The 17137-nt window shown below is 67.3% G+C and carries 13 protein-coding genes and 2 pseudogenes; 5 read left to right on the forward strand and 10 right to left on the reverse strand.

The genetic code is table 11. The features are described from left to right. The first annotated feature begins 204 nt into the window (after positions 1-204). Genes ACWPN8_RS01555 through ACWPN8_RS01565 form a run of 3 tightly spaced genes read left to right on the forward strand, consistent with a single transcriptional unit; the run spans position 205 to position 3401 of the window. On the forward strand, positions 205-1236 hold the full coding sequence (locus ACWPN8_RS01555) for a cache domain-containing protein (RefSeq protein WP_492239675.1): 1032 nt from the start codon (positions 205-207) through the stop codon (positions 1234-1236). Next, entirely contained in the window at positions 1124-2011 is an 888-nt protein-coding gene (locus tag ACWPN8_RS01560; protein ID WP_492239676.1) for a sensor histidine kinase, read from the forward strand. The genes ACWPN8_RS01555 and ACWPN8_RS01560 overlap by 113 nt, the downstream gene beginning before the upstream one ends. Positions 2012-2018: 7 nt before the next feature. Next, positions 2019-3401, forward strand: a complete 1383-nt coding sequence (locus ACWPN8_RS01565; RefSeq protein ID WP_492239677.1) for a sigma-54-dependent transcriptional regulator — start codon at positions 2019-2021, stop codon at positions 3399-3401. A gap of 7 nt (positions 3402-3408) precedes the next feature. Here ACWPN8_RS01565 and ACWPN8_RS01570 read toward each other — a convergent pair whose 3' ends face one another. Continuing rightward, positions 3409-4209 (reverse strand): hypothetical protein, encoded by an 801-nt coding sequence (locus tag ACWPN8_RS01570; protein WP_492239766.1) that lies wholly within the window; start codon positions 4207-4209, stop codon positions 3409-3411. A gap of 319 nt (positions 4210-4528) precedes the next feature. Then, positions 4529-5341, reverse strand: a pseudogene (locus ACWPN8_RS01575) (glycosyltransferase family 39 protein); the annotation flags it as partial. Between ACWPN8_RS01575 and ACWPN8_RS01580 the strand changes: the two are divergent. Continuing rightward, positions 5340-5816, forward strand: a complete 477-nt coding sequence (locus ACWPN8_RS01580) for a MerR family transcriptional regulator (protein WP_492239678.1) — start codon at positions 5340-5342, stop codon at positions 5814-5816. The pseudogene ACWPN8_RS01575 and the gene ACWPN8_RS01580 sit on opposite strands and share 2 nt — an antisense overlap. Next, positions 5801-7426, forward strand: coding sequence for a 3-(methylthio)propionyl-CoA ligase (locus ACWPN8_RS01585; protein WP_492239679.1), 1626 nt, complete (start codon positions 5801-5803; stop codon positions 7424-7426). The genes ACWPN8_RS01580 and ACWPN8_RS01585 overlap by 16 nt, the downstream gene beginning before the upstream one ends. A gap of 175 nt (positions 7427-7601) precedes the next feature. Here ACWPN8_RS01585 and glpK read toward each other — a convergent pair. From glpK to glpD, 8 genes and pseudogenes are all read right to left on the reverse strand, one after another. Beyond that, positions 7602-9096 (reverse strand): annotated as a pseudogene (glpK, locus tag ACWPN8_RS01590) (glycerol kinase GlpK). Positions 9097-9293: 197 nt separating this feature from the next. Continuing rightward, a complete protein-coding gene (locus ACWPN8_RS01595; RefSeq protein WP_109448388.1) occupies positions 9294-11069 on the reverse strand; it encodes an ABC transporter substrate-binding protein in 1776 nt (591 codons plus the stop codon). A gap of 131 nt (positions 11070-11200) precedes the next feature. Further along, complete coding sequence (locus ACWPN8_RS01600; protein WP_244592272.1) at positions 11201-11479, reverse strand: DUF2160 domain-containing protein; 279 nt, start codon at positions 11477-11479, stop codon at positions 11201-11203. Positions 11480-11492: 13 nt separating this feature from the next. Then, positions 11493-12362, reverse strand: coding sequence for a carbohydrate ABC transporter permease (locus tag ACWPN8_RS01605; protein ID WP_492239680.1), 870 nt, complete (start codon positions 12360-12362; stop codon positions 11493-11495). After that, positions 12359-13234 (reverse strand): carbohydrate ABC transporter permease, encoded by an 876-nt coding sequence (locus tag ACWPN8_RS01610; protein ID WP_098735304.1) that lies wholly within the window; start codon positions 13232-13234, stop codon positions 12359-12361. The genes ACWPN8_RS01605 and ACWPN8_RS01610 overlap by 4 nt, the downstream gene beginning before the upstream one ends. A 14-nt stretch (positions 13235-13248) precedes the next feature. Then, the gene (locus ACWPN8_RS01615; RefSeq protein ID WP_492239681.1) at positions 13249-14337 is read right to left on the reverse strand and encodes an ABC transporter ATP-binding protein; all 1089 of its coding nucleotides are present in this window, start codon (positions 14335-14337) and stop codon (positions 13249-13251) included. A gap of 13 nt (positions 14338-14350) precedes the next feature. Next, positions 14351-15454 carry an ABC transporter ATP-binding protein gene (locus ACWPN8_RS01620; protein ID WP_109448382.1) on the reverse strand — a complete coding sequence of 368 codons (1104 nt, stop codon included), beginning with the start codon at positions 15452-15454 and terminating at the stop codon, positions 14351-14353. Beyond that, positions 15451-17022 (reverse strand): glycerol-3-phosphate dehydrogenase, encoded by a 1572-nt coding sequence (glpD, locus tag ACWPN8_RS01625; RefSeq protein WP_492239682.1) that lies wholly within the window; start codon positions 17020-17022, stop codon positions 15451-15453. Before glpD ends, ACWPN8_RS01620 begins: the two co-directional genes overlap by 4 nt. Positions 17023-17137 lie beyond the last annotated feature (115 nt).

Here is a 17137-nt window from a genome sequence, read left to right on the forward strand (position 1 = left end):
AAGTGACGCAAACAACAAAACCCGGTCAATGTCACGCATTGGACAGGCATTCATTTGACATAGGCATAGAAATGGTTCTCCAGCATTTCCTGCGCCGGCTTTTTTGATTGAACGTTCATTCAAAATCCGGTGCTGTCTCACCGCTCCGCCGCTCCATCGGAAAAGGCGCTGGACAGCGTCGCCCCGGCGGCTCCATAGACAGGCATGGCCGACTCCGTCCTCCCCCGTCCGCTGCGCCGCCGCAGGCTGGCGCTCCTCGTCGCGGCGCTGGCCACGGTGACGGCACTGGCCTGCTGGGGCGCCTTTCGTTGGGCGGAGGCGGAGGCGCGGGCGGCGCTGACCCTCGACGGCGACCAGCGTCTCGGCCTCTATGCCAGCAGCATCCGCAGCGCGGTCGGCCGTTACGACTATCTGCCCTTCCTGCTCGCCCGCGATCATGAGGTGCTCGACCTGCTCGACGCTCCTTCCGATCAGCGGCGCGACGCCGTAAACCGCCGGCTGGAGATGGCGAACACGGCGGCGGGTTCGGCGGCGCTCTATGTGGTGGACCGCTCCGGCCTGGCGCTGGCGTCCAGCAACTGGGCCGATCCGGCGCAAAGCTTCGTCGGGCACACTTACGACTTCCGCCCCTATTTCCGTCAGGCGGTGGAGACCGGCAGCGGCCGCTATTTCGGCATCGGCGTCACCACCGGCCTGCCCGGCTATTTCCTGTCGCACGCGGTGCGTCAGGGCGAGGCACTGACCGGCGTCGCCGTGGTCAAGATCGATCTGGAAACGGTCCAGCGCGACTGGGCCGCCGGCGGCGAGCGGGTGCTGGTGACCGACGAGAACGGCATCGTCTTCCTGTCCAGCCATGCCGAATGGAAATACCGCGCCCTGCGTCCGCTGCCCGATGCGGTGACGGACAGGCTGGCCCAGACCCGCCAGTATGACCGCAGCGACCTGCCCCCGCTCGGCCTGCGTGACGGCCCGCCGATGGAAAACGGCGCCCGGCTGGTCAGCCTGCCGGTTCTCGGTTCCGGGAACCTCCGATCCGGGTGCAACCCGCCGCGCCTTTCTGATGCAGGAGCTTGCCCTGCCAGAGTTCGGCTGGACCATCCGCTTCCTGTCCGACCTGGAGCCGGTGAAGGCGCAAGCGGCCGGGGCCGCCACACTGACCGCCATGGGCATCCTGCTGTTGGCCGCGGCAGCGGCGCTGGGCTGGCAGCGGCGCCAGACCCTGCGGCTCCAGCGTGAGGCGCGGGTGACGCTGGAGCGCCGGGTGGAGGAGCGCACGGCCGAGCTGGTGACCGCCAACCGCATCCTGCGCGACGCGCAGGAGGAGCTGGTGCAGGCCGGCAAGCTGGCGGCCCTTGGCCAGATGTCGGCGGCGCTGGCCCATGAGATCAACCAGCCGCTGGCCGCCATCCGCACCTTCGTCGCCTCCACCCGACTGCTGGCGGAACGGGGGGAAACGGCGATGGTCCGCGACAACCTCGCCATGATCGGCGATCTGGCGGAGCGGATGGCGCTGCTGTCCGGCCATTTGAAGGAGTTCGCCCGCAAGGGGCCGGCACGGGTGCAGGCCGTTCCGGTCGCCCGCGCCATGGACCGCGCGCTGGCCCTGCTGACCTCCCGCCTGCGCGAGGAGGAAGTGCAGGTTGACCGATCGATCCCGCCCGACGCCCGCGTGCGCGGCGATGCGGTGCGGCTGGAGCAGGTCTTCGTCAACCTGCTGCGCAATGCCGCCGACGCCATGGACGGGAGCGATGAGCGCCGCCTGACCCTGACCGCCGTCCGCACCGCCGAGGGTTGGGAGATCCGCATCCGCGACACCGGCACCGGCATCGCCGAGGCGCACCAGTTCCAGCTGTTCGACCCCTTCTTCACCACCAAGGAGGTCGGGCAGGGGCTTGGCCTCGGGCTGTCGCTGTCCTATGGCATCGTGCGGGATTTCGGCGGCACGCTGCGGGCGGAGAACAATCCCGAGGGCGGCGCCTGCTTCGTCGTCCAACTGCCGGAGGCACAGTGAGGGCCGAATGAAGACCGATCCGCTTGCCACCCCCGTACTTTTCATCGACGACGAGCTGGCGATGCGCGTGTCGGTGACGCAATGGCTGCAACTGGCCGGCTTCGCGGCGCAGGGTTTCGAGACGCCGCAGCCGGCGCTGGACCTGCTGTCGCCCGACTTTCCCGGCGTGCTGGTAACCGACGTGCGGATGCCGCGGATGGACGGCATGGCGGTGCTGGAACGGGCGCTGGAGCGCGACGCCGACCTGCCGGTGATCCTGGTGACCGGCCATGGCGACGTGGCCCTGGCGGTGGAGGCGATGCGGCGCGGCGCCTACGATTTCATCGAGAAGCCCTTCGAGCCCGACAATCTGGTCGCCGTCCTCCGCCGCGCGGTGGAGAAGCGCCGTCTGGTGCTGGAGAATCGCGGCCTGCGCCGCCGCGCGGCGGGCGGCGGGATCGAGGCGCGGCTGATCGGCACCTCCCCCGCCATCGCCGAACTGCGGCGCGACCTGATCGACCTCGCCGCCACCAGCGCCAGCGTGCTGATCCATGGCGAGACCGGCACGGGAAAGGAACTGGTCGCCCGCTGCCTGCATGATTTCGGCTCGCGGGCTCAGAAGGGCGCCTTCGTCGCCGTCAATTGCGGCGCCATCCCCGACAGCATGGCGGAGAGCGAGCTGTTCGGGCACGAGCCCGGCGCCTTCACCGGCGCCACCCAGCGCCGCGCCGGCAAGCTGGAGCATTCCAGCGGCGGCACCCTGTTCCTCGACGAGATCGAGAGCATGCCGCTCGCCATCCAGGTCAAGCTGCTGCGCGCGCTCCAGGAACGCACCATCGAACGGCTGGGCTCCAACAAGCAGGTCGCGGTCGATCTGCGGCTGGTCGCGGCGACCAAGATCGACCTGCTCGACCTCAGCGAGGAGGGACGCTTCCGCGCCGACCTCTATTACCGGCTGAACGTGGCGGAACTGCACATCCCGCCGCTGCGGGCACGGGCGGAGGATATTCCGCTGCTGTTCGACTATTTCACCGCCGAGTTCGCCGCCCGCCATAACCGCGAACCGCGTCCGCTGGAGCCGGCCGACTTCGACGCCCTGCTCGCCCACGACTGGCCCGGCAATGTGCGGGAGCTGCGCAATCTGGCCGAACGCCATGTCCTGTCGGTCGGGCGTAGTGGCATCGCTGGCCTGCTGCGCCGCCGCCCCGTCGGGGGAGAGGCGGCTACACCGCCGCGCGCCCTGGCCGATCAGGTCGATGCCTTCGAAAAACGGGCGATCGAACAGGCGTTGGAGCGCTGCAAGGGCGACATCAAGGCGGTGATCGACCTGCTGGACATCCCCCGCCGCACCTTGAACGAGAAGATGGCCCGACACGGCCTGGACCGCACGCGCTTCCTGCCGCGGGGATAGCCGACCGTCACCACCAGTGGCGCTGCTGGCGGCCGGTGCGCAGGCGGGCCATTTCGACGGTCGTCGCCGGTTCCTCCGGCTTGCGCAGATCCTTCACAACCGCCAGCAGGGCGCCGTCACGCTCGACCTCCGCCACCGTCGGGCCGGTCATCAGCGTGTCGCAATCCTCCTGCGTCGGCGCGATGAAAAAGTCGGCACGGGTCCAGTCGGTGACCCAATGCAGGTTGGCCGGCGCCAGCTTCTCGAAGGCCAGCGGCTCGGCGCAGACGGCAACGCTGTAGCTGCGGTGGCGGTGGGTGCGCGCCTCCTCCGCGGCGATGACCTCCGACAGATCCTCGACCGCTTCGGGAAGGCTGTTGGCCCAGTAATCGACATCGTATTTGCGCACCGCGCCGGCGACGCCGCCGACCAGTTCGTTGAAATAGACATATTCGTTGGGGTGCAGCGACTCCAGGATTACCGCCTCGCGCCCCAGGACCAGCGCCAGCGCAAGCCCGGCGAGCACGGCGGCCGACAGCCCGCGCCCGCTGCGCTGGGACACGCCAAACCTCCAGGCGCCGGCCCAGCCGAGCAGCCGGTCGAGCCCGATTCCGCCCAGCACGGCCAGCAGCGGCAGCACGAACAGGAAATGGCGGATCGCCGTATAGCCGGGCGCATGGGTGACGGTGAACCAGACCACCGGAAACAGCGCCGCCAGCGCCACCAGCCCGCAGCCGACCGCGCGGGCGATGCCCTCCCTGCCCGCCAGCCGGTCCCGATGGATCGCCGCCGGCAGAGCCAGCAGTCCCAGCACGGCACCGCCCAGCATCACGAGCGGCAGCTTGATCCCGAGATACCAGAACCAGATAGCTGCGCGGAACCTCGTACATCCAATAGTCGGTGCCGCCCAGCAGGGTGCGGATCGGGTAATGGAAGTGCGAGAAATCGGCCAGCGCCCGCAAGGGGTTCAGCGGCTCCAGCACCGCCCAAGGCCAGAAGACAGCCATCAGCCCATAGGCGACCGGCAGCGCCGGCAGCAGGCGCAGCGCCCCCCGCCCGGTCTCGCGCAGCCGGGCGACGGAAATGCCACCCAGCAGCAGCCACCCCGCCAGCAGCGCCGCCGCATAGCCGATCAGCAGCAGCGCCCCGACCCGGATGCCCAGCGCCAGCCCGACGACAACGCCGAATCCCAGAACCGTGGGCAGGCGCGGCCGCGGCATCTGCCCGGCCAGCCGCACCAGCAGCGCCACCGCCGCCATCATCAGCACGGCGAAGGGCACGTCCTTGGTGTGGTTGAACAGCCCGCCATACCAGGGACCGCAGAGCGCCAGCAGCGCCCCGGCGAGGAACCCCGCGCGCGGTCCGGCCAGCCGGCGCCCCACAGCCCAGACCACCGCAACCCCCGCCACCCCGATCAGGGCACACAACAGATGCCGCGTCTCGTACGGATCGAAGGGCAGCAGCGGCGCCAGCGCCACCGCCGCCATGTCGAACAGCCCGCCATAGAGATAGAGGTTCTTGTAGGTGAAGGCGGAATTGTCGCTGAAGCCGCTGCGGTACCAGTCGATCAGCTTGGCGCCATAGACATGCTGCACCTCCTCGTCATTGGAGATGCCGTACTGGCGGAAGGTGACGGCGACCAGCACCAGCAGGGCCAGCAGTCCCAACGCCACGGCAAGGTCCCACGGCTCGCCGATCAGACGGCGCAAAAGGCTGGTCCTTCCCGTCACACCCACTCCCCCAACCTCGCTGCCGCTCATCCCCAAAGCCGAGCGCAGGAAGCACCGGCCGCCGCGGCTTGTCATGTGAAATCTCTGCCACAGTCGCACCGCGCCGTCCGCAGACCGAACGTCGCGGCAAACGACAGGAGGCTTGGCACAAGGTAAAGCCTGCTTTAGCTCATTGACGTTGACTTCCCTCCGGCAGCCGTGGCGAAATCGTCGGCACAGGGGATTGTCCATGGCCGAACGGGACCGGGTGTATGGCGTGACGGAGCTGGCGGCGGAGTTCGACCTCACGCCGCAGGCGTTGCGTTATTACGAGGAAAAGGGATTGCTGGCGCCGCAACGGGCCGGAGGGCGGCGGGTGTTCACCTACCGCGACCGTGCCCGGCTGATGATGATCCTGAAGTTCCGCCGGGTCGGCTTCTCGCTGGAGCAGATCGCCGAGTATCTCGCCCACTACCGCTCCGGCCGGCCCAGCGCCAGGCAATACCGCGACGGGCTGCGCAAAATCCGCGCCCGCCTCGTCGAGCTTGAGCGGATGCGCTCCGAAATCAGCGAGGTGATCGGTGAATTGAAGGCGATGGAAACCGATGCCGAACGGCGCCTCGCCACCTGCACGGATGACGATACCCCACCACCAGACGACCCAAGAGCAGACGGCCCAAAACCAGAAGCGACCGAACCGGGAGTGAAACGATGCTGCGCGGAATGATGATGAATGGCCCCTTGCTGGTGACGTCGATCCTGCGTCACGCAGCGCTCTACCATGCCGACACCGAGATCGTGTCGCGCACCACCGAGGGGCCGATCCACCGCTACACCTATGCCGACGCCTGGGTCCGCGCCCAGAAGCTGGCGAACACGCTGGCGGCGCTGGGCATGAAGCCGGGCGACCGCATCGGCACGCTGGCCTGGAACGGCTACCGCCATCTGGAATGCTATTACGGCATCGGCGGCTCGGGCATGGTCTGCCACACCATCAACCCGCGCCTGTTCCCGGAACAGATCGCCTACATCGTCAACCACGCCGAAGACCGGCTGCTGTTCACCGACCTGACCTTCGTGCCGCTGCTGGAGGGCATCGCCCACGAGCTGACCGGGCTGAAGGGCATCGTCGTGATGACCGACCGCGCCAACATGCCGGACTCCAGCCTGCCCAACCTGCTGTGCTACGAGGAACTGCTGGCCGGGCAGCCGGACGGCTTCGACTGGCCGGAACTGGACGAGAACACCGCCTGCGGCATGTGCTACACCTCCGGCACCACCGGCAACCCGAAGGGCGTGCTGTACAGCCACCGCTCCTCCTACCTGCATGCCATCGCCGCCTGCGTGCCGGACGTGTTTGGCCTGTCGGCATCGGACGTGGTGCTGCCAGTGGTGCCGATGTTCCATGTCAACGCCTGGGGCGTGCCCTATGCCGCACCGATGGTCGGCGCCAAGCTGGTGTTCCCCGGCGGCAAGCTGGACGGCGCCAGCCTCTATGAGCTGTTCGAGGCCGAGAAGGTCACAAACAGCGCCGGTGTGCCGACCGTCTGGCTGGCGCTGCTGAACTGGCTGGACGCCAACAAGAAGAAACTGACCAGCATGCGCCGCATCGCCATCGGCGGCTCCGCCTGCCCGCCGGTGATGATCCAGCGCTTCCAGGAGATGGGGGTGGAGGTCCTGCATGCCTGGGGCATGACGGAAACCAGCCCGCTCGGCCTCGCCAACACGCCGAAGGGCAAGCATCGGGGACAGGATGCCGAGGCCGCCCTGGCGCTGGCGTCCAAGCAGGGGCGGCCGATCTGCGGCGTGCAGTTCCGCGTCGTCGACGGCTCCGGCAACGACGTGGCACGCGACGGCACCAGCTTCGGCCGGCTGCTGGTGCGCGGCCCGACCGTCTGCTCCGGCTATTTCGGCGTGACGGAAAGCCCGGCCCACCAGACGGTGCCGGGCTGGTTCGAGACCGGCGACGTGGTGACGATGGACGCCGACGGCTATATCCAGATCGTCGACCGCACCAAGGACGTCATCAAGTCGGGCGGAGAGTGGATCAGCTCCATCGACCTGGAGAACATCGCCGTCGGCCATCCGGGCGTCCAGGAAGCCGCCGCCGTCGCCGTGCCCGACGAGAAATGGGGCGAGCGGCCGATGCTGGTCGTCGTCCGCAAGCCGGACTCCACCGTCACCCGCGAGGAACTGCTGGCGGTCTTCGACGGCAAGGTGGCGAAATGGTGCATCCCCGACGACGTGCGCTTCGTCGACAGCCTGCCCCACACCGCCACCGGCAAGCTGTTGAAGAGCGAAATCCGCCACATGCTGGCCGACCGCGAAGGGGTGTGACCGGAAAAGAAAAGGGCCGGACGGTATCGACCGTCCGGCCCAGTGTCCCCGCTGAACCGGCGAGGACGACGCACCCGAGGGAGGAGCGCGCAACCAAGGTCAGATTACCGGCAGGCGATCTGGGCCACTTGCCCGTCTGCGCCAAAGTCTCTGCGAATTTCCGCCACCGAAGCCGTCAACGCTCCGACCGCACCCGCGCCACGGCGTCGCGCCAGCCGGCATAGAGACGGACGCGCTTGCCCTGCTCCATGCGCGGTTCGAAGCGGCGCTCGCTGCGCCAGGCGTCCGACACCGACTCCAGCCCATCGAACACTCCGACCTTCAGCGCGGCGAGGCAGGCGGCCCCCAGCGCCGTGGTCTCGATCACCTTCGGCCGTTCGACCGGCATGTTCAGCAGGTCGGCCAGGAACTGGCAGAGCCAGTCGTTGGCCGCCATGCCGCCGTCGATGCGCAGCGCGTTGATGGTGCCGCCCCAGTCGCCGGCCATCGCCTCCATCAGGTCGCGGGTCTGGAAGGCCACCGCCTCCAGTGCTGCGCGGGCGATGTGGGCCGGACCGACGTCCAGCGTCATGCCGAAGATCGCGGCGCGGGCATCCGAATCCCAGTGCGGCGCGCCCAAACCCACGAAGGCCGGGACGAAATAGAACACCGTGGCTGTCGGGAACGCGGGTCGCCATGTCGTCGGTCTGGCTGGCATGGGTGATGATGCCGATGCCGTCGCGCAGCCACTTGATCGCGGCGCCGGCCACGAAGATCGAGCCTTCCTGCGCATACGATGTCTTGCCGTTCAGCCGGTAGGCGACGGTGGTCAGCAGCCGGTTCTTCGACACCACCGGCGTCTCCCCGGTGTTGATCAGCGCGAAGCAGCCGGTGCCGTAGGTCGATTTCGCCATGCCCGGCGTCAGGCAGGCCTGCCCGAAGGCCGCCGCCTGCTGGTCGCCGGCAACGCCCGCGATGGGGATCGGCCGACCGAGCAGGTCCGGCTCGGTGGCGCCGAAATCGTCGGAGCTGTCGAGCACCCGCGGCAGCATGGCGCGCGGCACGCGGAACAGCCTCAGCAGTTCGTCGTCCCAATCCTGGGCATGAATGTCGAACAGCATGGTGCGCGAGGCGTTGGTCGCGTCGGTCGCATGCACCTGCCGCCCGGTCAGGTGATAGATCAGGAAACTGTCGATGGTGCCGAAGCACAGCTCGCCCCGCTCAGCCCGAGCACGGGCGCCCGGCACATGGTCGAGGATCCAGGCGATCTTGGTGGCGGAGAAATAGGCGTCGATCAGCAGGCCGGTCCGGGAGCGCACCAGTTCGGCATGGCCGGCAGCCACCAGATCGTGGCAGAGCGCGGCGGTGCGGCGGTCCTGCCAGACGATGGCGCGATGGATCGGCTCGCCGGTCGCGCGGTCCCACACCACGGCGGTTTCGCGCTGGTTGGTGATGCCGATGGCGGCGATGGCGGACGCATCGACCCCGGACTTCTCCACCGCTTCGCGCGCCACGGTGCGCACGTCGCGCAGGATGTCAGCGGGATCATGCTCGACCCAGCCGTCGCCAGGATAATGCTGGGGAAATTCGCGCCGTGCTTCGGCCAGCGGCGTCCCCCGGCCGTCGAACAGGATCGCCCGCGACGAGGTGGTGCCCTGGTCGATGGCGAGGATGTGGCCGGCCTTGCTCATGCTGTGTATCCCTCACTTATTCAATTATCGCGCGTCTCCCCCTCTCCCCCGCAAACTTCGTTTGCGCGTGAGCGGGGGGAGAGGGAATAGCAAGGTGATCGAAGATAAAAGTGGGGCGGCAGCATGCCGCCGCCCCACAGTTTACCCCTGGCCCAACCAGGACGAAGCGCCAGGAGGAGAACCGTTCCGCCAGCCCGTTACTGGGCGCGGCCTTCCTTCCACGCCTTCAGCAGGTCGTCATAGGCGATGGTCTGGCCCTTGGGCTTCTCGTTGTCGAGCTTGGCCTTCGGGGCGCCGGGGGCAGCGAACCACTCCTTGGCGTCCTTCTTCGGGTTCAGCTTCGGCGCGCACTCGCCGCCGATGTTGGCACGCTCCATGCGGGCCAGCACCTGCTCCATCTGCTCGGCAAGATTGTCCATCGCCTGCTGCGGGGTGCGCTCACCCGTCACGGCTTCGGCGATGTTCTGCCACCACAGCGGGGCCAGCTTCGGATAGTCCGGCACGTTGGTGCCGGTCGGCGTCCAGGCGACGCGGGCCGGGCTGCGGTAGAACTCGACCAGACCGCCCAGCTTCGGGGCCACCTGGGTCATCGCGTCGGACTTGATGTCGCTTTCGCGGATCGGCGTCAGGCCGACCAGCGTCTTCTTCAGCGACGCGGTCTTCGACACGGTGAACTGGGCGTAGAGCCACGCCGCCTTGCGGCGCTCGGCCGGGGTGGACTTCAGCAGCGTCCAGGAGCCCACGTCCTGGTAGCCGAGCTTCATGCCCTGCTCCCAGTACGGACCGTGCGGCGAGGGGGCCATGCGCCACTTGGGCGTGCCGTCGGCGTTGACCACCGGCAGGCCCGGCTTCGTCATGTCGGCGGTGAAGGCGGTGTACCAGAAGATCTGCTGGGCGACGTTGCCCTGGGCAGGAACCGGGCCGGCTTCGGAGAAGGTCATGCCGGCGGCTTCCGGCGGCGCGTACTTCTTCAGCCAGTCGATGTACTTGACCAGCGAATAGACGGCGGCCGGGCCATTGGTGTCGCCGCCGCGGGCGACCGAGGCGCCGGCCGGGCGGCAGCCCTCGACGCGGATGCCCCACTCGTCCACCGGCTTGCCGTTCGGCAGGCCCTTGTCGCCGGCGCCGGCCATCGACAGCCAGGCGTCGGTGAAGCGCCAGCCGAGCGACGGGTCCTTCTTGCCGTAATCCATGTGGCCGTAGACGCGGACGCCGTCGATTTCCTTCACGTCGTTGGTGAAGAACTCGGCGATGTCCTCGTAGGCCGACCAGTCGAGCGGGACCCCCAGGTCGTAGCCGTACTTGGCCTTGAACTTCTCCTTCAGGTCGGGACGGGCGAACCAGTCGGCGCGGAACCAGTAGAGGTTGGCGAACTGCTGGTCGGGCAGCTGGTAGAGCTTGCCGTCCGGACCGGTGGTGAAGCTGGTGCCGATGAAGTCCTTCACGTCCAGCGTCGGCAGGGTCACGTCCTTGCCTTCGCCGCCCATGAAGTCGGACAGCGCGATGGCCTGGCCGTAGCGGACATGGGTGCCGATCAGGTCGCTGTCGTTGACGTAGGCGTCATAGACGTTGCGGCCCGACTGCATCTGCGTCTGCAGCTTCTCGATGACGTCGCCTTCCTGGATCAGGTCGTGCTTCAGCTTGATCCCGGTCAGCTCGCTGAACAGCTTGGCCAGCGTCTTCGATTCGAACTCGTGCGTCGTCAGCGTTTCGGAGACGACGTTGATCTCCATCCCCTTGTAGGGCTCGGCGGCCTTCACGAACCACTCCAGCTCCTTCATCTGCTCGTCCTTGGACAGCGTGGAGGGCTGGAGTTCCTCGATGATGCGCTTGGCGACGGCTTCCTGGTCCGGCGTCATGGCGGCGGACGGGCCGGCCGAGGCCATCGCCAGCAGAACGCCGATGCCACCGGCCATCACGGCCCCGGTCAGGCGGCGCCGCAGAGAACGACGCGAAGTCTGTTGCTGAAGCATGCTTCCTCCCACTTGATCGACTTGATGTCGGGTTGACGTTTCGTATTGCTCTTACCGGCGGAAACTGCCGCTCACCTCGTCAGATGCCGTCTTGGCGGCAGTGACGAATCCCTTGAAAACTCTGTTTTCCCTCAGCCGAAGCGGATGACCAGGGCGATCCAGACCAGCGCGACCGCAGAGGCGCCCCACAGCGACGCGTCGGTCGCGGCGAGCCACCCCAGATGGATGAAGGCACTGCCGAGCAGGCCGATGAACAGGCGGTCGCCTCGGGTGGTGCGCATCGGCAGGAAGCCCTTGGCCTCCACCGTCGGCGACACCACCTCCCAGACCGTCATGCCGGCCAGCATCAGGGCGATGCACAGGAAGAAGATCGCGGTCGGCGTGGTCCACGCCATCCAGTCCATATCCATGACGCGATCTCCCTCAGACGCGGCCCAGGGCGAAGCCCTTGGCGATGTAGTTGCGGACGAACCAGATCACGAGCGCGCCCGGCAGGATGGTCAGCACGCCGGCGGCGGCCAGCAGACCCCAGTCCATGCCCGACGCGCTGACGGTGCGGGTCATGGTGGCGGCGATCGGCTTGGCATCGACCGAGGTCAGCGTGCGGGCCAGCAGAAGCTCGACCCAGCTGAACATGAAGCAGAAGAAGGCGGTGACGCCGACGCCAGCCCGGATCATCGGCAGGAACACCGTGCCGAAGAAGCGCGGGAAGCTGTAGCCGTCGATGTAGGCCATCTCGTCGATCTCGCGCGGCACGCCCGACATGAAGCCTTCCAGGATCCAGACCGCCAGCGGCACGTTGAAGAGGCAGTGGGCCAGCGCCACGGCGATGTGCGTGTCGAACAGACCGACCGTCTGGTAGAGCTGGAAGAAGGGCAGCAGGAACACGGCCGGCGGCGCCATCTTGTTGGTCAGCAACCAGAAGAAGACGTGCTTGTCGCCGATGAAGCGGTAACGCGAGAAGGCGTAGGCCGCCGGCAGCGCCACCGTCAGCGAGATGATGGTGTTCAGCGTCACATAATAGATCGAGTTGATGTAGCCGCTGTACCAGCTGGGATCGGTGAAGATGATGGCGTAGTTGCGCAGCGTCGGGTTGTGCGGGTACAGCGTCAGGCCCGACAGGATCTCCTCGTTCGTCTTGAAGGACATGTTGACCATCCAGTAGATGGGCAGCATGAGGAAGACAACATAGCAGACGAGAATGATCGTCCTTTTGGATACCCGCGCGGAAGACCGGCGGATGTTGGCCGGCATCGCCAGCGAACCGGGAGCGAGAACCGCAGCCTTGCTCATTTCTTCTCTCCCTCGCCGGTGCGGGTGATGATGGTGTAGAAGATGAAGCTGAACAGCAGCACGATCAGGAAGTAGACGATGGAGAAGGCCGCAGCCTTGCCGATGTCGAACTGACCCACCGCCATCTGCGTCAGATACTGGCTGAGGAAGGTGGTGGAGTTGCCGGGACCGCCGCCGGTCAGCACGAACGGCTCGGTGTAGATCATGAAGCTGTCCATGAAGCGCAGCAGCACCGCGATGATCAGGACGCCGCGCATCTTCGGCAGCTGGATGTAGCGGAACACCGCCCATTTCGAGGCGCCGTCGATCTTGGCCGCCTGATAGAAGGCCGGCGGGATCGACTGCAGGCCGGCGTAGCACAGCAGGGCCACCAGGCTGGTCCAGTGCCAGACATCCATCACCAGCACCGTCACCCAGGCATGGGCCGAATTGTTGGTGTAGTTGTAGTCGATGCCGATGGCGCGGAAGGTGGCGCCCAGGAGGCCGATGTCGCCGCGGCCGAAGATCTGCCAGATGGTGCCGACCACGTTGAACGGGATCAGCAGCGGCAGGGCCAGCAGCACCAGCGTCAGCGACGTCTTAGCGCTGCGACCGCCGGGCATGCCGAGCGCGATCAGGATGCCCAAGGGGATCTCGATGGCCAGCACCGCCAGCGAATAGACGATCTGGCGGACCAGCGCGTCGTGCAGCCGCTCGTCCTTCAGCACCGCCTCGAACCATTCGGTGCCGACGAAGAAAGTCTGGCCTGGGCCGAAGATCTCCTGCACCGAATAATTGACCACCGTCATCAGCGGGATCACCGCACTGAAGGCGACGATCAGAAAGACCGGGATGATCAGGAACCAAGCCCGGTTGTCCTGGACCTTATCCATGGCTTCGTGCCTCCTCAACCGATCAGATGGCTGTCGCGGTAGAGCTTGGTCCACCGGGTGGGGAAACGTATGGCGGCGTCCAGCGCCGGGATCTCCTGTTCCTCGCTCAGCCGAACCTTCAAGGTGTGATTGTTCAACCGCACCGTCGCCAGCTTGGAGGTGCCGAGATCGTCCACACCGGTGACCTGCACCGGGATGGCGCCGGCATTGCCGCTGCGGGTCAGCTCCAGGAATTCCGGCCGGATGCCCAGTTCGAACTTGCCGCCCACCCGGCCGCCGGCCGACGACACGGCGCGGTCGGGCAGCGGAATGGCGATGCCGTCGACCAGCGCATGGTCGCTGCCCAGCGTGCAGGGCATCAGGTTGATGCCGGGGCTGCCGATGAAATAGCCGACGAAGGTGTGCTCGGGGTTCTCGAACAGCTCCTGCGGGGTGCCGAGCTGGACCATGGCGCCTTCGTACATCACCGCGACCTTGTCGGCGAAGGTCAGCGCCTCCACCTGGTCGTGGGTCACGTAGATCATGGTCAGGCGGTATTCCTCATGGATCTGGCGCAGCTTGCGGCGCAGGATCCATTTGGTGTGCGGGTCGATGACGGTCAGCGGCTCGTCGAACAGGATGGCCGCCACGTCCGACCGCACCAGACCGCGGCCCATGGAAATCTTCTGCTTGGCGTCCGGCGTCAGCCGCTGGGCGCGCTTCTTCAGATCGGCGGTCAGATCCAGCGCCTCGGCCACCTGCCGCACGCGGCGGTCGACGTCCGCCGCCGGAACCTTGCGGTTGCGCAGCGGGAAGGCGAGATTCTCGTACACCGTCATGGTGTCGTAGATGACCGGGAACTGGAACACCTGGGCGATGTTGCGCTCTTCAGGCGTGCAGCGGGTCACGTCCAGCCCATCGAACAGCACCCGCCCCTCGCTGGGCACCAGCAGGCCGGAGATGATGTTCAGCAGCGTGGACTTGCCGCAGCCGGACGGCCCCAGCAGCGCATAGGCCTTGCCGTCCTCCCACTCCTGCGACAGGCGGCGGAGCGCGTAGTCCTCGGGCTTGCTGGGGTGCGGGTGATAGGAGTGGCCGAGATTGTCGAATTGGATGGTCGCCATCGCTCCCGCCCCCTTAAGCGATGTTGCGCAGCGCGCCGCGCCGCCAGTTGGGTGCCGCCACCAGCTGCCCGGCTGCGGAGAAGACGAAGATGCGGTCGGGATCGGCATAGACCTGGATGTCGCTGCCGATCGGGTGGCTGTGCACCCCCTCCTCCCGCGCGATCAGCGTGCTGTCGCCGTGGCGCAGATGGACGAAGGTCTCCGACCCGCTGATCTCCGACAGGGCGACCTTTCCCTTGACCGGCACCAGCCGCTCGTTCCGCCGCAGCACCGTCAGGTGGTTGGCGCGGATGCCGACCTTGCAGGGACCGGCCGGCAGGTTGCGGTCGTGGGCGGACAGCGGCAGGCTTGTTCCGTCCGACAGCGCCACGCGGTCGTTGGTCAGGATCGCGTCCACCACATTCATCGGCGGGTCGCTGAACACCTGGGCGCATTCCAGCGAGGCCGGCGTGTGGAACACCTCGCCGGTCGCCCCGGTCTGCAACATCCGCCCCTCATGCAGCACCGTGACGTTGCCGCCGAGGATCAGCGCCTCCTGCGGTTCGGTGGTGGCGTAAACAACGGTGGTCTTGCCGTCGGCGAAGATCTCGCGCAGTTCGGCGCGCAGCTCCTCGCGCAGCTTGTAGTCGAGGTTGACCAGCGGCTCGTCGAGCAGAAGCAGGCCGGCCCCCTTCACCAGGGCCCGCGCGATGGCGCAGCGCTGCTGCTGGCCGCCCGACAGTTCGGCCGGCAGCCGGTCGAGATACGGCGTGATCCGCAGCATGGCGGCGGTCCGCCGCACCTTGGCGTCGATCTCCGCCTTGTCCTTGCCCTGGCGGCGCAGCGGCGAGGCGATGTTCTCGAAGACCGTCATCGCCGGATAATTGATGAACTGCTGATAGACCATCGCCACGTCGCGATGGCGCACCGATGTGCCGGTCACGTCCTTGCCGTTCTCCAGCACGCGCCCGGCGGTCGGCGCATCCAGCCCGGCCATCAGCCGCATCAGCGTCGTCTTGCCGGCCAGCGTCCGCCCCAGCAGCACGTTGAAGCTGCCGGGTTGCAGCTCCAGCGACAGCGGGTGGAGATGCTGCTCGGCGCCGACGCGCTTCGCCACGCCTTCCAGTGTGAGTGTCACCGCGTTCCTCCCATCGACCGCAGGGTGGCGGTATCGCCGCCCGTACCCCTGTTGGCCGTTGCTTCGCGGCGCCGGTCGAACCAGCCGCCGATGGCCTCCCGGACATTCGCGTCCAGGTGCAGCCCAAGTTTGGAGCGCCGCCACAGGAAGTCGTCGCCGGTCATGGCGAACTCCTCCCGCGCGGCATAGTCGAGTTCGGCCTCAAAGACGCCGCCCCCGAAATCGATGCCCAGATCGTCCAGCCCCTTGGCGTCGCCCAGCAGCCGCTCGACCCGCGTGCCGTAGGCGCGCGCCAGCCGCAGGGCCAGCGCATCGGGCAGCCAGGGCCGGCTGCGCTTCAGCCCCGCCAGGAAGCCGGCGAAATCGGCGTTGGCGATGTCGCCGCCGGGAAGCGCCACGTCGGCGGTCCAGGTGATGCCGCCCTTGCCCAGCGCCTTGCCGAGCTTTTCCGTCGCCTCCTCCGCCAGCCGGCGGAAGGTGGTGATCTTGCCGCCGAAGATCGACAGCATCGGCGCGTCGCCGGCCGGCTCGTCCATCTCCAGCACATAGTCGCGGGTGACGGCCGAGGCGTTGCCGCTGGCATCGTCGAACAGCGGCCGGACGCCGCTGTAGGTCCACACCACGTCGCTCTCGCGCACCGGCTTGGCGAAGTAGCGCGACACCGCCCGGCACATGTAGGCGATTTCCTCAGGGGAGATCGCCACCAAGCCGGGGTCGCCCGAATAATCGAGGTCGGTGGTGCCGATCAGGGTGAAATCGCGCTCGTACGGGATGGCGAAGACGATGCGCCGGTCATCGTTCTGGAAGATGTAGGCATGGTCGCCGTCGAACATCTTCGGCACGACGATGTGGCTGCCCTTGACCAGACGGACCGACTTGTCGACGGTGACGCCGGTGCGCTTGGCGATCATCTCGCGCACCCAGGGGCCGGCGGCATTGACCAGCGCACGGGCACGGACGGTGCGGGTGGCTCCGGTGTAGGTGTCGACCAGCGTCGCTTCCCACAGGCCGCCCTTCCGTTCGGCCTTCTCGCAACGGGTGCGGGTCAGGATCTCCGCACCGCGGGCCCGCGCGTCCATCGCGTTCAGCACGACCAGCCGGCTGTCCTCGACCCAGCAATCGGAATATTCAAACGCCTTGGTGAAGCCGCCCGCCAGCGGCTTTCCCGCCGGCGCACTGGTCAGGTCGACACCGTGCGAGCCCGGCAGCAGCTTGCGCTTTCCCAGATGATCGTAAAGGAACAGGCCGATGCGGACCATCCAGGCCGGGCGCATGCTGCTGTCGTGCGGCAGGACGAAGCGCAGCGGCCAGATGATGTGCGGCGCAGCGCGCAGCAGCACCTCGCGCTCCTGCAGCGCCTCGCGCACCAGACGGAATTCGTAATATTCGAGATAGCGCAGGCCGCCGTGAATCAGCTTGGTGCTGGCCGACGAGGTGGCGCACGCAAGGTCGCCCTGTTCGCACAGCACCACCGACATCCCGCGCCCGACCGCGTCGCGGGCGATGCCCGCCCCGTTGACGCCGCCGCCGACGATCAGAAGGTCGGTAACCGCGGACTTGTTTGCCATGGGTTCCTCTCCGTACCGCGGCGGTTCCTTCTCGAACCCGGCCGCTTTCGTTTCGGAACATAGAATGTTCGTTCGCGTTTGAAAAGGAAAATGTTTGTTCAGCGGACCATGTTTC

The organism is Azospirillum sp. UENF 112521 (assembly GCF_058780665.1).

What these genes read in the sequence shown, in the direction of transcription:
- ACWPN8_RS01555 (WP_492239675.1), top strand. Translation starts at nt 205, where the DNA reads ATGGCCGACTCCGTCCTCCCCCGTCCGCTGCGCCGCCGCAGGCTGGCG.
- ACWPN8_RS01565 (WP_492239677.1), top strand. Translation starts at nt 2,019, where the DNA reads ATGAAGACCGATCCGCTTGCCACCCCCGTACTTTTCATCGACGACGAG.
- ACWPN8_RS01570 (WP_492239766.1), bottom strand. Translation starts at nt 4,209, where the DNA reads ATGCTGGGCGGTGCCGTGCTGGGACTGCTGGCTCTGCCGGCGGCGATC.
- ACWPN8_RS01580 (WP_492239678.1), top strand. Translation starts at nt 5,340, where the DNA reads ATGGCCGAACGGGACCGGGTGTATGGCGTGACGGAGCTGGCGGCGGAG.
- ACWPN8_RS01585 (WP_492239679.1), top strand. Translation starts at nt 5,801, where the DNA reads ATGCTGCGCGGAATGATGATGAATGGCCCCTTGCTGGTGACGTCGATC.
- ACWPN8_RS01595 (WP_109448388.1), bottom strand. Translation starts at nt 11,069, where the DNA reads ATGCTTCAGCAACAGACTTCGCGTCGTTCTCTGCGGCGCCGCCTGACC.
- ACWPN8_RS01600 (WP_244592272.1), bottom strand. Translation starts at nt 11,479, where the DNA reads ATGGATATGGACTGGATGGCGTGGACCACGCCGACCGCGATCTTCTTC.
- ACWPN8_RS01605 (WP_492239680.1), bottom strand. Translation starts at nt 12,362, where the DNA reads ATGAGCAAGGCTGCGGTTCTCGCTCCCGGTTCGCTGGCGATGCCGGCC.
- ACWPN8_RS01610 (WP_098735304.1), bottom strand. Translation starts at nt 13,234, where the DNA reads ATGGATAAGGTCCAGGACAACCGGGCTTGGTTCCTGATCATCCCGGTC.
- ACWPN8_RS01615 (WP_492239681.1), bottom strand. Translation starts at nt 14,337, where the DNA reads ATGGCGACCATCCAATTCGACAATCTCGGCCACTCCTATCACCCGCAC.
- glpD (WP_492239682.1), bottom strand. Translation starts at nt 17,022, where the DNA reads ATGGCAAACAAGTCCGCGGTTACCGACCTTCTGATCGTCGGCGGCGGC.